The organism is Vibrio cholerae, assembly GCF_008369605.1.
Lineage (GTDB): Bacteria > Pseudomonadota > Gammaproteobacteria > Enterobacterales > Vibrionaceae > Vibrio > Vibrio cholerae.
In genome coordinates this window covers 2,397,421-2,411,527 of the sequence record NZ_CP043554.1, presented here as the reverse complement: position 1 = coordinate 2,411,527, position 14,107 = coordinate 2,397,421, and the positions used below count along the sequence as shown (strand labels likewise).

Here is a 14,107-nt window from a genome sequence, read left to right as displayed (position 1 = left end):
CCGTTAGCCTAATAGGGAGTTCCATGAGTTTCGACTTAGCCACTTGCCGACAAAGTGCCTTACAACTTCTGAGCCGTCGCGATCATAGCGAATATGAGCTATACCAAAAATTAGCCCTCAAAGGTCATCCTACAGAAGTGATTGATGAGGTTGTGAAGTACGTTTTAGAGCTAGGGTATTTGAGTGATGCCCGTTACGCAGCGAGTCAGGCTCGACAAATCGTTCATAAAGGTTACGGTGAGCAGCGTTTGCGCCAGCAACTCAAAGAAAAGCGGGTCGCGGAAGAGGTGATTGAGCAAGCCCTCGCCGAGCAAACGATAGATTGGTTTGAACTAGCGAAAGAGGTCGCACACAAGAAATTCAAAAGCGGCATCAGCCACGAGCGCTCGCAATACGCCAAACAAGTTCGGTACTTACAGTACCGTGGTTTCAACTTTGAGCAAATCCGTTATGCGCTTCAAGCCAGTGAGAGTGATGAGTAATCGCTTTCACCCTCTACATTCCGCTTATTAATCTCGCTCTGGATTTTATGCATCTTGGTTGAGCTGCCGCTCGCCACACATTCAGTTTGCTGAAGAGAAGAAACTAGGCGAACTGTTATCCTTGCTTTACAATAGCGCAAAATTCTAACTTGAGTATTTCAGGAAGAGCTGCATGTTTATGAGCACGGATGAGGTGCGCCGCGCGTTCCTCTCATTCTTTGAAAGCAAAGGTCACCAAATTGTAGAAAGTTCTTCTCTGGTGCCTGCTAACGATCCGACCCTGCTGTTTACCAACGCAGGGATGAACCAATTTAAAGACTGTTTCTTGGGCTTGGAAAAGCGCGCCTACACTCGCGCCACGACCGCTCAACGTTGTGTCCGCGCGGGCGGTAAGCACAACGACCTAGAAAACGTCGGTTTCACCGCACGTCACCACACTTTCTTCGAAATGCTGGGTAACTTCAGTTTCGGTGACTATTTCAAAGAAGATGCGATCCAGTATGCATGGGAGTTTCTGACTGACGTTCTGCAACTGCCGAAAGAGCGCTTGTTAGTCACGGTTTATGAAACCGATGACGAAGCCTTTGATATTTGGAATAAAAAAGTCGGCATTCCTGCTGACCGCATTATTCGCATCGGCGATAAAAAAGGCGGCAAGAAGTTCGATTCGGATAACTTCTGGCAGATGGGTGACACCGGTCCTTGCGGTCCATGTACTGAAATCTTCTACGACCACGGTGACCACATTTGGGGTGGACCTCCAGGCTCACCTGAGGAAGATGGCGATCGTTTTATCGAAATCTGGAACAACGTTTTCATGCAGTTCAACCGTCATGCGGATGGCACGATGGAGCCGCTACCTAAGCCGTCTGTGGACACGGGCATGGGTATTGAGCGTATTTCCGCGATCATGCAAGGCGTGCACTCCAACTACGAAATCGACGTATTCCAAACGCTGATCAAAGCAGCCGCAGACGCAATTGGTTACCAAGATCTGACTAACCAGTCTCTGCGCGTTGTCGCGGATCACATCCGTTCATGTGCCTTTTTGATTGTGGATGGCGTGATGCCGTCTAACGAAGGTCGTGGTTATGTACTGCGTCGTATCATTCGTCGTGCCGTTCGTCATGGCAATAAGCTCGGTGCGCAAGGTGCATTCTTCCACAAGTTGGTGGGACCATTGGCGGAAGTGATGGGTACTGCAGGCGTTGAGCTGAAAAAGCAGCAAGCTCTGGTTGAAAAAGTGCTACGTATCGAAGAAGAAAACTTTGGACGTACGTTGGATCGCGGCATGAGCATTCTGAATGACGCGCTGGATCAACTATCAGGCCAAGTGCTGGATGGTGAAACCGTCTTCAAACTCTACGACACCTATGGTTTCCCTGCGGATTTAACCAATGATGTGGCGCGTGAGCGTGGCTTTAGCATTGATGAAGCGGGCTTTGAACAAGCGATGGAAGAGCAGCGTCAACGCGCTCGTGAAGCCGGCCAATTTGGTACGGATTATAATTCGCTGATCAAATCCGCCACCAATACCGAATTCTGCGGTTACACGGCGAGTCGTGGCCAAAGTGTGGTTCGCGAAATGTTCGTGGAGGGCGCGGAAGTTTCTACGCTGTCAGCCGGTGATAAAGCCATCATCGTACTAGACAACACGCCATTCTACGCAGAATCAGGTGGTCAATGCGGCGATACTGGCGTTTTGAAAACCGACGCAGGTATTTTCCATGTTGAAGATACTCAAAAATTAGGTAACGCGATTGCGCATCACGGTGTGCTCGCCCAAGGCGTATTGGCGACAGGCGATCAGGTGGATGCCATCGTCGATGAAAAGCGCCGTGCGGCAATTTCGCTGAACCACTCTGCGACTCACTTGTTGCATGCTGCACTACGTAAAGTGCTGGGTGAACACGTGGCGCAGAAAGGCTCTCTAGTGCGTGCGGAAACCCTGCGCTTTGACTTCTCTCATCTTGAAGCGATGACGTCCGCTGAGATCAAAGAAGTGGAGCGTTTGGTGAACCAAGAGATCCGCCACAATCACAACATCGAAACCAACATCATGAATATTGATGAAGCGAAAGCGAAAGGTGCGATGGCGCTGTTTGGTGAGAAATATGATGACCAAGTGCGCGTACTGTCGATGGGCGACTTCTCAACTGAGCTGTGTGGTGGTATTCACGCAAGCAACACAGGCGATATTGGCCTGTTCAAAATCATCTCTGAAGGCGGTATTGCTGCGGGTATTCGCCGTATTGAAGCGGTGACTGGTGAAGGCGCATTAGATTACCTCGACGCACAGCAAGCACAGCATGATGCCAAAGTGTCTGAAATGGCGGCAAAAGCCAAACTGCTGGAGAAAGAGATCCAACAGTTGAAAGATAAGCTGGCGGCGAAAGAGAGCGCGGGTCTTATCAACCAAGTTAAGCAGATCGCGGGTGTTAACGTACTGGTTGCGCAGCTCAACGGTGCAGACAACAAAGCGCTACGTGGCATGGTAGATGATCTCAAAAACCAATTAAGCAGCGGCATCATCATGCTAGGTAATGTGGCTGAAGGCAAAGTTGGCCTAATTGCGGGCGTAACCAACGATTTGACCAATAAAGTCAAAGCGGGTGAGCTGGTCAACATGGTCGCACTACAAGTCGGTGGTAAGGGTGGTGGCCGCCCAGACATGGCTCAAGCTGGAGGGACAGATGCTCACGCTCTGCCATCGGCCTTAGAGTCTGTCGACGCTTGGATTGCCGAGCGTTTATAACAGTGATAAATAGATTACGCTCAATCAATATTTGTTGATTGAGCGTAATTTTATCTGGTCTACCAAGTGGTTTAATTGGCGCAAATATAGACTAAGCCAATTAGCCGCTTGGTTTTATTTTGGTAACGATCAAACCTTGTTCGACATGTAAGTTAAACAAGTTTGATCCCGATGAGACTTTGGTCTTGGGAAGGTGAATACTGGTGAAAAAGCCCCTTATCGTGCAAAAGTTCGGCGGAACTTCGGTGGGTTCAATAGAAAGAATGCAAACCGTAGCCGAACACATCATTAAGGCGAAGAATGATGGCAATCAAGTTGTCGTAGTGGTCTCTGCCATGGCAGGGGAAACCAATCGACTGGTGGGTTTAGCTCAACAAGTAGATAGCGTACCAAACGCTAGAGAACTTGATGTTTTGCTCTCTGCTGGTGAGCAGGTGTCAATGGCCTTAGTGGCAATGACACTGCACAAAATGGGCTATGCCGCCCGCTCACTAACCGGAGCTCAAGCGAATATTGTGACGGACAATCAACACAATGACGCGACGATTAAACATATTGATACTCGAACGATTACCGAGCTGCTAGAACAAGATTTTATTGTGATAGTCGCGGGTTTTCAGGGCATTAATGAAAATGGGGATATCACTACATTAGGCCGTGGTGGCTCAGACACCAGTGCTGTGGCATTGGCTGGGGCACTGAATGCCGACGAATGCCAAATATTCACTGATGTCGATGGGATATACACTTGTGATCCACGCATTGTACCAAGTGCTCGTAAGCTGGATGTGATTGATTTTCCTTCCATGGAAGAGATGGCGCGCAAAGGCGCAAAAGTGTTGCACCTACCGTGCGTGCAGTATGCTTGGAAGCATGCCGTGCCACTCAGAGTGCTCTCTACCTTTGAAGTGAACCAAGGCAGTTTAATTAAAGGCAGTGCCGCAACTCACGCAGTATGTGGTATTGCTCTTCAGCGCGATATGGCGCTGATAAGAGTGGAGAGTGAATCTTTCCCAAGCATCATCAAGCAGTGCCAAATGCTCGGCATTGAAGTCTGCACAACCATTGAAGAGCCTACCAATAGTGCATTTGTGATTAAACGCGATGCTTATGCCAAGCTACAATTAGTCGGCGCAGATAAAATTCGTGGTTCAGAGCCCGTGAGCCTCATCACCAAGGTCGGTATACAAGCCGGGGCATTAGTTGCCCATGCACGTCAGACCTTAGCGCAACATGGCATCGATGTGCGTTATGTCTCGGCCTCGGAACAATCATCTATGCTAATGTTAGACCCTGCAAATGTGGATCGTGCGGCAAATATTTTGCACGAGACCTATGTGACGTCGGAAATCCCTCAAGAGTTTGGTCTAAAACAAACCTTTTTAGGTTAAACGGGCACCATTGAGAGTTTACGATGTCATAACTTTTGATGGATAATAGTGTGGTTGCAAGAAAATACAGAGATTACTCAAGGAGCTAAGAATGCTTATTTTGACTCGCCGTGTTGGCGAAACCCTGATGATCGGTGACGAAGTGACCGTGACAGTATTAGGTGTAAAAGGTAACCAAGTCCGTATCGGTGTAAACGCACCGAAAGAAGTGTCTGTGCACCGTGAAGAAATCTACATGCGCATTCAAGCTGAAAAAGGTAATGGTGGCGTTGCGTCTGGCAACTACTAATTATCGAAGAAAGGTCGGCCGTTAACGCCGACCTTTTTGTTTATCCCCGTGTTTTTATTTAGAAAGTGCAAATTCTCAGCGCTTTGGTTAATTTGCCAACGGTTGAGTTGTTTTGCCGAGTTTTCACCAAGAAAGTGTTTGACATATTTTTGGTAAATCGTAATATGTGCCTCCGCAAGACGGTGAGGTGGCCGAGAGGCTGAAGGCGCTCCCCTGCTAAGGGAGTATACGGTTTATAGCCGTATCGAGGGTTCGAATCCCTCCTTCACCGCCATTTCTTGCAATGCTTATTTCGATAAGCCACAGCGCGTCCGTAGCTCAGCTGGATAGAGTACCTGGCTACGAACCAGGCGGTCAGAGGTTCGAATCCTCTCGGACGCGCCATATTCTTCTGGAATATGAAAGTGGTGAGGTGGCCGAGAGGCTGAAGGCGCTCCCCTGCTAAGGGAGTATACGGTTTATAGCCGTATCGAGGGTTCGAATCCCTCCCTCACCGCCATTTATTGGCCTATGGTCAATTTTTTTGTTCTAGAAGAAAATATTTGTGATATAGTTCACAACCTGCGCGCTCGTAGCTCAGCTGGATAGAGTACCTGGCTACGAACCAGGCGGTCAGAGGTTCGAATCCTCTCGAGCGCGCCACTATTTAAAGCTCCTGAATGTTCGGGAGTCGATTGTGAAAACAATCAAAGCCTGCGCGTCCGTAGCTCAGCTGGATAGAGTACCTGGCTACGAACCAGGCGGTCAGAGGTTCGAATCCTCTCGGACGCGCCACTTTTATTTCGTCAAGAGAGAAGGGTAATACCCTGATACTGGATTTTTCGGTATCGAATCATTAAACATTGCGCGCTCGTAGCTCAGCTGGATAGAGTACCTGGCTACGAACCAGGCGGTCAGAGGTTCGAATCCTCTCGAGCGCGCCACTATTTAAAGCTCCTGAATTTTCGGGAGTCGATTGTGAAAACATTCAAAGCCTGCGCGTCCGTAGCTCAGCTGGATAGAGTACCTGGCTACGAACCAGGCGGTCAGAGGTTCGAATCCTCTCGGACGCGCCACTTTTATCTCGTTAAGAGAGAAGGGTAATACCCTGATACTGAGTATCGGTATCGAATCATTAAACATTGCGCGCTCGTAGCTCAGCTGGATAGAGTACCTGGCTACGAACCAGGCGGTCAGAGGTTCGAATCCTCTCGAGCGCGCCATATTAGAAGCCCTGCATGAAAATGCAGGGCTTTTTTACATTTCGCAAACACCTCATTTACCCTTGCGCTACAACTTATTGTTTTGTGAAGGATATTCCCCGCTATATTAACTTCATCGCAGTATTTGCCCCTCTTTCGCGCTAAGTTAGCTTCAGTCGGTCAAAAAGCAGCCTCTTGGCTTTGCACTTGTGCTGGTTTTCAATCTCAGGTGATGATTTATTGTTCCAGTTTGTGCCAGAGCTAAAAGAGTGCTTGTAACCAAATTGACAATTATTGTTCAGTCGAGATAATCCCACTTCTTCTGCGTTAAGCACAAAAAATGTGCACAAACCGAAGAATGTCAGGATGACACGCAAAGGAAGCAACATGACACATATTGGAAGTCTCTTATTGGATGCCGCCACTCTGATGGTCACCGGAATGGCTGTGGTATTCCTATTTCTTACTCTTCTCGTTTATCTCGTTCAGTTTATGTCCCGTGTGATACCGCAAGAGGTACCCGAGGCTGCTGCAACGCCCAAGAAAAGTCAAAAAGTTCAATCAGTCACTGATTCCGTTAGTCCACAAGTCGTGGCGGCAATCGCCGCGGCTGTGCATCAGCACCGCAGTGCGACAGCGAAACAGTAGTCTGGATTACAAGGATTAAAAGGAGTTAATGAGCATGTCTAAACCATTAGCCATCACCGATGTCGTCCTACGTGACGCCCACCAATCGCTCTTTGCTACGCGTATGCGTATTGAAGATATGCTGCCGATCGCGGCTGAGCTGGATAAAATCGGTTACTGGTCGTTGGAAACTTGGGGTGGAGCGACGTTTGATGCTTGCATCCGTTTCCTTGGCGAAGATCCATGGGAACGTCTACGCGCTTTGAAAAAAGCGATGCCGAATACCCCAATGCAGATGTTACTGCGCGGCCAAAACTTACTCGGTTATCGTCATTACGCGGATGATGTCGTCGAGAAATTTGTCGAGCGCGCCCATGCCAATGGCATGGATGTATTCCGTATTTTTGATGCGATGAACGATGTGCGCAATTTTGAAAAAGCGGTAAAAGCGACGATTGATGTGGGCGCTCATGCGCAAGGAACGCTCTCTTATACCACGAGCCCTGTGCACAACACGCAAACTTGGGTGGATTTAGCAAAGCGCCTTGAAGATCTCGGCTGCCACTCTTTATGTATCAAAGACATGTCGGGTCTGCTCAAACCTTATGAGGCCGAAGAGTTAATCACGCGTATTAAGCAGTCTTGCGCGGTGCCTTTGGCGCTGCATTGTCACGCAACAACGGGTTTATCTACGGCTACGGCAGTCAAAGCGGTGGAAGCGGGGATTGATATTCTTGATACCGCGATTTCCTCAATGAGCCAGACTTATGGCCATACGCCCACGGAAACCGTGGTCGCTATGCTGCAGGATACACCACGTGATACACAACTCAAATTGGAGCAACTTGAACCGATCGCGGCTTACTTCCGTGATGTTCGTAAAAAATACGCCAAGTTTGAAGGTCAGTTAAAAGGTGTTGATTCGCGCATTCTGATTGCGCAGGTACCTGGCGGCATGCTGACCAATATGGAAAGCCAGTTGAAAGAGCAAGGTGCCGCGCACCGTATCGATGAGGTATTGGAAGAGATCCCCCGCGTTCGTCAGGATCTTGGGTTTATTCCGTTAGTGACTCCTACCTCGCAGATTGTCGGCACTCAAGCGGTGATCAACGTGTTAACCGGTGAGCGCTATAAGAGCATTACCAAAGAAACCGCAGGCGTTCTTAAAGGTGAATACGGTGCAACGCCTGCTAGCGTGAATGCAGAGCTGCAAGCGCGCGTATTAGAAGGCGGACAAGCGATTACTTGTCGTCCTGCTGATCTGCTGCAAGATGAACTTGACCATCTCACTAAAGAGCTGCTTGAAAAAGCGCAAGTAGAAAAAATCACCTTAGCGGATGCACAGGTAGACGATGTTCTGACTTATGCGCTGTTTCCACAAGTTGGCCTGAAATTCCTGAAAAATCGCCATAATCCAGAGGCGTTTGAACCTGCGCCCGGCAAAGAGCCCGCTCCGGTGGCTACCGCCCCTGCGAGCGCTAAACCTGCAGCAGGTATCGAGAGCTACAGTGTGAAAGTGGACGGCGTGGTGTATGACGTTGAAGTGGGTCCACAAGGTCAATTGACCTCAGTGGTGCCCGCTGGCCAAAAAGCAGCACTAAAACCGACGGTTGCAACAACCACTCAAGGCGCAGAAGCGGTTGCTGCCCCTTTGGCGGGGACCATCTTTAAAATCCAAGTTGAACAAGGCGATGAAGTGGCAGAAGGTGATGTGCTTATCGTGTTAGAAGCGATGAAGATGGAAACTGAAATCCGTGCAGCGCGCAGTGGTATGATTCAGGAACTGCATGTCAAAGAAGGCGACAGCGTTCGCGTTGGCGCATCACTGCTGAGCTTGGCATAAGGGAAAGTCATGGACGGATTAATCACCTTATGGCAAGAGACAGGGATTGCCAATTTTGAGCTAGAACAGATCATCATGATCTTGGTCGGCTGTACGTTACTGTTTCTGGCCATTCGTAAAGGCTTTGAGCCGTTATTGCTGCTGCCGATTGGTTTTGGTGCGGTGTTAGCCAATATTCCTAATGCAGGATTTACCGAGCCCGGTGGTTTGCTGTACTACGTTTACCATATCGGTATTGAGTCAGGCGTTTTCCCATTGCTGATCTTTATGGGCGTGGGAGCGATGACGGACTTCGGTGCACTGATTGCCAACCCGAAAACCTTGTGGTTAGGCGCTGCGGCTCAGTTAGGCATTTTTGCTACCTTGTTTGGTGCCATTTTGCTCAACTTTGTACCGGGCATGGAATTCTCTATGGCTGATGCCTCGTCGATTGCAATCATTGGTGGAGCGGATGGTCCAACGGCCATTTTCCTTGCCAGCCAGTTATCGCCGGATTTGCTCGGGGCAATTGCGGTCGCTGCGTATAGCTATATGGCGCTGGTTCCGATTATTCAACCACCGATCATGAAGGCCTTGACGACGCCGGAAGAGCGTAAAATCAAGATGGCTCAGCTACGCCACGTGGGTAAAACCGAGAAAATCGTGTTTCCACTCGTGGTGCTGCTAATGACCATTCTGTTTTTGCCTGCGGCAACACCCTTGGTCGGCATGTTCTGTTTGGGGAATCTGATGCGTGAAGCGGGTGTGGTGGATCGTTTGTCCAAAACCGCGCAAAACGAGCTGATCAATATCGTCACCATTTTCTTAGGCTTGGGGGTCGGCTCTAAATTGCAAGCCGAGACCTTCCTCAATTTGGAAACCTTAGGCATTTTGGCACTCGGCGCCGCTGCTTTCAGTATTGGTACGGCGGGTGGAGTGATCATGGCGAAGATCCTCAATAAATTTTCCAAAGAGGATATCAACCCACTGATCGGTGCTGCGGGTGTTTCTGCGGTACCTATGGCCGCTCGAGTCGTCAATAAAGTGGGCCTAGAGGCCAACCCGCAAAACTTCTTATTGATGCATGCCATGGGGCCAAATGTGGCTGGTGTTTTGGGCTCAGCAGTGGCGGCGGGTGTGTTGCTGGCTCTAGTGGGTTAAGCATGAGTTGGTTGCACTTTGCGCAAAATGGCGATGCAAAGTTAACGACTTAAAAGAAATTGGTATATATTCAAAGGGATGCTTCGGCATCCCTTTTTATTCGCGCGATAGGGATAGTGGAAATGGAAAACAAACGAATCGTCATTACCCAATTTGGTACACCGGATGTGTTGGCCATGCAAAGTGCGCCAATTCCAACGCCCAAAGCGGGTGAAGTATTAGTGAAAGTTGCTTTCGCGAGTGTGAACCCTATCGATGTGAAAACCCGGGCGGGGTTAGGATGGGCGGCAGCACAAAATAAAGACAAACTGCCGTGGACACCCGGTTACGATATCTCCGGACGAGTTGTGGCGTTAGGCGAGGGAGTTAGCCGCCTTAAAGAGCGGGATAATGTGGCGGGATTTATTGGTTTCCCATTGCGCGGTGGTGGTTACAGTCAGTATGTTTGCGTGCCAGAACAAGAACTGAGTGTAGTGCCTGATGCAGTAACGCTCGAAGCGGCTGCTGCACTGCCCCTTGCGGGGCAAACCGCCGCGCAAGCCTTGAGCAAAGCGCAAGTCCAAGAAGGTGAACGTGTGTTAATTCTTGCGGGGGCGGGTGGCGTTGGGCATATCGCGGTGCAAATTGCACTGGCTGCTAAGGCTGAAGTATTTACCACTTGCAGTGAAGCGAATTTAGACTATCTGGCCACGCTTGGCGCTCATGCGATCAATTACCAATTTGCGCCCGTCTCTCAGCGTTTAGAAGAGGTGGATGTGTTGATCGATCTGGTGGGGGGAGAGGCGGCGTTGGATGCGCTTAAATGCCTAAAAGATAACGCTCGCGTCATTACTGTACCGACGTTAACCGCCGAGCTTATCTGCGAAAAAGCCAAGCTACTCGGTTTTGAAGCTACGGGCATGTTGGTAGATCCGAATCCAGAGCAGCTCGATACCATGCTGTATATGGTCAGTGTTGGGCTACTGAAAATCGAAATTCAGCACATCTATTCATTGTTAGACGCCGCGCAAGCCCATGAGCAGATTGAATCCGGACACACGCGAGGCAAGTTGCTTCTTGATATGAAATGCTAGAGTGGTGGAATGGCTCTTCTGCGCTACTCACTTCTCTCTTTGCTGAATCGCCGCTGAGCTTACTGTTCTGGAGTGGTTTTCTCAGTGCAACATTATTACCGGGCGGCTCAGAAGCGGCGTTGTTGGCGAGTTTATCGCTCGCTCAACATCCGGTTTGGCTCATCGTTGCGGTGTCAACGGCCGGTAACACTTTAGGTGGCATGACCAACTACGCGTTAGGTTTATGGCTGCCGCATCGAACTGATTCACAAAAACAAGGTCATAAAGCCAAGCTCTGGTTGCAGCGTTACGGTTATTGGGCGTTGCTTGGGAGTTGGTTGCCTATTATTGGTGACCCACTCTGTTTAGCGGCAGGTTGGCTGCGTTTAAACGTACTCCCTGCATTTTTGATGATTTTGATTGGTAAGGCGCTGCGTTATTCATTGCTTGCTGCGTTGTATTACGGTTTGTTTTAAGGAGATGTGATGAGAAAAGTCGCGTTGTTTGGATTTTCTCTTTTGTTATTAGCGGGATGCAGTAGTTCTGACTCATCGTTGCCGCTGTTTTCTTCTTTGCCGAAAGGCGTCACCTTGGTCGAAGAGGTGAAAGCCGAACCGGGTAAAGTCATGATCCCGTACTCGAAGTATCGTTTGGATAATGGACTGACCGTGATCCTTTCACCGGATGACTCCGATCCCTTGGTGCATGTTGATGTAACCTATCACGTGGGTTCCGCTCGTGAGGAGATTGGTAAATCGGGCTTTGCTCATTTCTTTGAGCACATGATGTTCCAAGGCTCTAAACATGTCGGCGATCAGCAGCATTTTCGTTTGATCACTGAAGCGGGCGGCTCGCTCAATGGCACCACCAACCGCGACCGTACCAACTATTTTGAAACGGTTCCTGCCAATCAATTAGAAAAAATGTTGTGGCTTGAGGCGGATCGAATGGGCTTTTTGCTCGATGCGGTTTCGCAGCGCAAGTTTGAGATCCAGCGTGATACCGTGAAAAATGAGCGCGCTCAGAATTATGACAACCGCCCTTATGGCTTGATGTGGGAAAAAATGGGTGAAGCGCTTTATCCCGAAGGGCACCCTTATTCTTGGCAAACGATTGGTTATGTCAGTGATTTAGACCGAGTTGATGTCAATGATTTAAAAGCCTTTTTCCTACGTTGGTATGGCCCAAATAATGCGGTGTTAACCATAGGTGGCGATCTGGATGTTAAACAAACCTTAGCTTGGGTTCAAAAATACTTTGGCTCGATCCCGAAAGGCCCAGATGTGGTAGATGCACCGAAGCAGCCAGCACGGTTGAGTGAAGATCGTTTTATTACGTTGGAAGATCGTGTGCAGCAGCCGATGCTGCTCATAGGGTGGCCAACGCAATATTTGGGCGCAGAGGATCAAGTCGCACTGGATGCTCTAGCCAGTGCCCTAGGTAGTGGCAACAACAGCCTGCTCTATCAAGAGCTGGTGAAAACTCAAAAGGCGGTTGATGCGGGCGCATTCCAAGACTGTGCTGAACTCGCCTGTACCTTTTATGTGTATGCCATGGCTCCCTCGGGAGCCAAAGGTAAGCTCGCCCCACTGTATCAAGAAACCCTGCAAGTGCTGGAAAAGTTTAAGCAGCAGGGCGTCTCTGCTTCGCGTCTAGAACAGATCATCGGCTCAGAAGAGGCTAGTGCTGTATTTGCGCTAGAGAGTGTCAAAGGCAAAGTCAGCCAATTGGCGGCCAATCAAACCTTCTTTGACCAGCCAGATCGCATTGAAAGTCAGCTAGAGAAAATCCGCGCAGTGACACCAGAGTCGGTGCAGCAGGTATTCACTCGCTATCTGGATGGCCAGCCGAAAGTGACACTCAGTGTAGTGGCAAAAGGCAAAACGGACTTTGCGGTACGTCCGGCAACCTTTATCACTCCTGAACGTCAACTGCCGGAATATCAAAAAATTGGTGACGAGCAGCTTGCCTATCGCGAAGTCAAAGACAGCTTTGATCGCTCGCAGATGCCGCAAGTGGCACAAGCGGTTCAGCCACGTTTACCTAAACTGTACGATGTCTATTTTGACAACGGCGTACAATTGCTTGGCACGCAAACACGTGAAACACCGACAGTACTGATTGAAATTCAATTGCCTGCGGGCGAGCGTCAAGTTGCGATGGGGAAAGAAGGCTTGGCTAACTTAACCGCTAGCCTGCTGCAAGAAGGCAGCCAAAACCGTAGCGCCGAAGCCATTCAAGCGCAACTGGATAAACTCGGCTCAAGCATTCAAGTCGTGGCGGGAGCCTATTCAACCAGCATTGTGGTATCGAGTTTGAAGAAAAACTTGCCGGAGACGTTGCAAATCACCCAAGAGATGCTGCTCAAACCTGCTTTCAAACAGAGTGATTTTGCACGTTTACAGCAGCAAATGTTGCAAGGCGTGGTTTACCAACACCAGCAACCGAGCTGGTTAGCATCGCAAGCCACCCGCCAAGTCTTATGGGGAGAGAGTTTGTTTGCCCGCTCCGGTGATGGTACGCAAGCTTCTATCTCTGCCTTGACCTTGAAGGATGTGAAGCAATTCTACCGTCAACATTACACCCCGCATGGCGCACAAATTGCGGTAGTGGGGGATATCAGTGCGCGAGAAATTCGTCAGCAGTTGCAGTTTATTGCCGATTGGAAAGGCGAAGCGGCCCCGCTGATTAACCCACAAGTAGTGCCAACGTTAACTAAGCAGAAAATCTATTTAGTGGATAAGCCGGGAGCGCCGCAAAGTATCATACGTATGGTGCGTAAAGGGTTTCCTTTTGATGCCACAGGTGAGCTGTACTTAACTCAATTGGCGAATTTTAACTTAGCGGGTAACTTCAATAGCCGGATAAACCAAAATCTGCGTGAAGACAAAGGATATACCTACGGCGCAGGAAGCTATTTTGCCAGTAACCGTGAGATTGGAGCCATTGTATTTAACGCTCCAGTACGTGCGGATGTGACCGTTGAAGCGATTCAAGAAATGATCAAAGAGATGCGTCATTTCAGCCAAGCGGGGATGAGCGAGGAAGAGATGAAATTTTTACGTCTCGCTGTCGGTCAACAAGATGCGCTGATGTATGAAACACCCGCGCAGAAAGCTCAACTTGTCTCCAGTATTCTGACGTACAGTTTAGATCGCGATTATCTGCAGCAACGTAATGAGATAGTGAAAAGCGTTGATCGCTCAACACTCAATGAGCTGGCGGCCAAATGGTTCAATCCTGAGGATTACCAAATTATTGTGGTGGGCGATGCCAAGCGACTCAAGCCGCAGTTGGAAAAGTTAGGCATTCCGCTAGAAGAGCTTGAAATCATCCGTTAGAGTACA

At 49.3% G+C, this 14,107-nt stretch carries 10 protein-coding genes and 8 tRNA genes; all 18 read left to right on the top strand.

Annotated elements, in window-relative coordinates:
* Positions 1–23 precede the first annotated feature (23 nt).
* The 18 genes from recX to F0316_RS11080 all read left to right on the top strand — a co-directional run bounded on the left by recX (position 24) and on the right by F0316_RS11080 (position 14,101).
* A complete protein-coding gene (gene recX / locus F0316_RS11165) occupies positions 24–482 on the top strand; it encodes a recombination regulator RecX (RefSeq protein ID WP_114776961.1) in 459 nt (152 codons plus the stop codon).
* 172 nt (positions 483–654) lie between these two features.
* A complete protein-coding gene (gene alaS, locus F0316_RS11160) occupies positions 655–3,237 on the top strand; it encodes an alanine--tRNA ligase (protein ID WP_060780108.1) in 2,583 nt (860 codons plus the stop codon).
* Between the two features lie 203 nt (positions 3,238–3,440).
* On the top strand, positions 3,441–4,628 hold the full coding sequence (locus F0316_RS11155; protein ID WP_001912545.1) for an aspartate kinase: 1,188 nt from the start codon (positions 3,441–3,443) through the stop codon (positions 4,626–4,628).
* 91 nt (positions 4,629–4,719) lie between these two features.
* Positions 4,720–4,917, top strand: coding sequence for a carbon storage regulator CsrA (gene csrA, locus F0316_RS11150; RefSeq protein WP_000906485.1), 198 nt, complete (start codon positions 4,720–4,722; stop codon positions 4,915–4,917).
* A 181-nt stretch (positions 4,918–5,098) separates the two neighbouring features.
* Positions 5,099–5,191 (top strand) — tRNA-Ser (locus F0316_RS11145).
* 33 nt (positions 5,192–5,224) lie between these two features.
* A tRNA-Arg gene (locus F0316_RS11140) sits at positions 5,225–5,301 on the top strand.
* Between the two features lie 22 nt (positions 5,302–5,323).
* A tRNA-Ser gene (locus F0316_RS11135) sits at positions 5,324–5,416 on the top strand.
* Between the two features lie 66 nt (positions 5,417–5,482).
* Positions 5,483–5,559: transfer RNA gene (locus tag F0316_RS11130), tRNA-Arg, on the top strand.
* A gap of 55 nt (positions 5,560–5,614) precedes the next feature.
* Positions 5,615–5,691: transfer RNA gene (locus tag F0316_RS11125), tRNA-Arg, on the top strand.
* A 72-nt stretch (positions 5,692–5,763) separates the two neighbouring features.
* Positions 5,764–5,840, top strand: a tRNA-Arg gene (locus F0316_RS11120).
* Positions 5,841–5,895: 55 nt separating this feature from the next.
* A tRNA-Arg gene (locus F0316_RS11115) sits at positions 5,896–5,972 on the top strand.
* A gap of 70 nt (positions 5,973–6,042) precedes the next feature.
* Positions 6,043–6,119 (top strand) — tRNA-Arg (locus F0316_RS11110).
* A 366-nt stretch (positions 6,120–6,485) separates the two neighbouring features.
* On the top strand, positions 6,486–6,746 hold the full coding sequence (locus F0316_RS11105) for an oxaloacetate decarboxylase subunit gamma (protein ID WP_148530947.1): 261 nt from the start codon (positions 6,486–6,488) through the stop codon (positions 6,744–6,746).
* Positions 6,747–6,780: 34 nt separating this feature from the next.
* A complete protein-coding gene (oadA, locus tag F0316_RS11100) occupies positions 6,781–8,568 on the top strand; it encodes a sodium-extruding oxaloacetate decarboxylase subunit alpha (protein WP_172626018.1) in 1,788 nt (595 codons plus the stop codon).
* A 9-nt stretch (positions 8,569–8,577) separates the two neighbouring features.
* A complete protein-coding gene (locus F0316_RS11095; protein WP_000348843.1) occupies positions 8,578–9,708 on the top strand; it encodes a sodium ion-translocating decarboxylase subunit beta in 1,131 nt (376 codons plus the stop codon).
* Positions 9,709–9,830: 122 nt separating this feature from the next.
* Complete coding sequence (locus F0316_RS11090; RefSeq protein ID WP_000428699.1) at positions 9,831–10,781, top strand: NADP-dependent oxidoreductase; 951 nt, start codon at positions 9,831–9,833, stop codon at positions 10,779–10,781.
* Positions 10,775–11,236 carry a YqaA family protein gene (locus tag F0316_RS11085; protein WP_000895360.1) on the top strand — a complete coding sequence of 154 codons (462 nt, stop codon included), beginning with the start codon at positions 10,775–10,777 and terminating at the stop codon, positions 11,234–11,236. Before F0316_RS11090 ends, F0316_RS11085 begins: the two co-directional genes overlap by 7 nt.
* Before the next feature lie 9 nt (positions 11,237–11,245).
* Positions 11,246–14,101 carry a M16 family metallopeptidase gene (locus tag F0316_RS11080; RefSeq protein WP_172626017.1) on the top strand — a complete coding sequence of 952 codons (2,856 nt, stop codon included), beginning with the start codon at positions 11,246–11,248 and terminating at the stop codon, positions 14,099–14,101.
* Positions 14,102–14,107: the final 6 nt, after the last annotated feature.

Excerpts from the sequence above, each read along its gene's own strand:
- F0316_RS11085 (WP_000895360.1), top strand. The coding sequence starts at position 10,775 with ATGCTAGAGTGGTGGAATGGCTCTTCTGCGCTACTCACTTCTCTCTTT.
- recX (WP_114776961.1), top strand. The coding sequence starts at position 24 with ATGAGTTTCGACTTAGCCACTTGCCGACAAAGTGCCTTACAACTTCTG.
- alaS (WP_060780108.1), top strand. The coding sequence starts at position 655 with ATGTTTATGAGCACGGATGAGGTGCGCCGCGCGTTCCTCTCATTCTTT.
- F0316_RS11095 (WP_000348843.1), top strand. The coding sequence starts at position 8,578 with ATGGACGGATTAATCACCTTATGGCAAGAGACAGGGATTGCCAATTTT.
- F0316_RS11090 (WP_000428699.1), top strand. The coding sequence starts at position 9,831 with ATGGAAAACAAACGAATCGTCATTACCCAATTTGGTACACCGGATGTG.
- F0316_RS11105 (WP_148530947.1), top strand. The coding sequence starts at position 6,486 with ATGACACATATTGGAAGTCTCTTATTGGATGCCGCCACTCTGATGGTC.
- csrA (WP_000906485.1), top strand. The coding sequence starts at position 4,720 with ATGCTTATTTTGACTCGCCGTGTTGGCGAAACCCTGATGATCGGTGAC.
- F0316_RS11080 (WP_172626017.1), top strand. The coding sequence starts at position 11,246 with ATGAGAAAAGTCGCGTTGTTTGGATTTTCTCTTTTGTTATTAGCGGGA.
- oadA (WP_172626018.1), top strand. The coding sequence starts at position 6,781 with ATGTCTAAACCATTAGCCATCACCGATGTCGTCCTACGTGACGCCCAC.